1 protein-coding gene is annotated in these 401 nt (G+C 65.6%); it reads right to left on the reverse strand.

Annotated elements, in window-relative coordinates; all coding sequences use genetic code 11:
- Positions 1 to 401 (reverse strand): radical SAM protein (locus tag DQ241_RS20325; protein ID WP_113832079.1); only part of this gene is annotated, 401 nt, incomplete at both ends.

The following is a 401-nucleotide window of genomic DNA, read 5'->3' on the forward strand; positions in this document are numbered from 1 at the left end:
AGATGTGTATAAGAGACAGGTCGTAGCGCTCCTGCACGATGTGCTTGGGCACCTGGTCGGGCATCGTCGCGGCGGGCGTGCCCTCGCGGATGGAGTACTGGAAGGTGAAGGCGCTGGAGAACCGCGACGCCGCGACCACCCGCATCGTGTCTTCGAAGTCCTCGTCGGTCTCGCCGGGGAATCCGACGATGATGTCGGTCGTGATCGCGGCGTGCGGGATGCGCTCGCGGACGCGGTCGAGGATCCCGAGGAAACGCTCGCTACGGTACGACCGGCGCATGGCGCGGAGGATGCGGTCGCTCCCGGACTGCAACGGCATGTGCAGGGAGGGCATGACGGCGGGGGTCTCGGCCATCGCCTCGATGACGTCGTCGGTGAAGGCCTGTCTCTTATACACATCT

This window comes from Blastococcus sp. TF02A-30 (assembly GCF_003319185.1).
Taxonomy (GTDB): domain Bacteria; phylum Actinomycetota; class Actinomycetes; order Mycobacteriales; family Geodermatophilaceae; genus Blastococcus.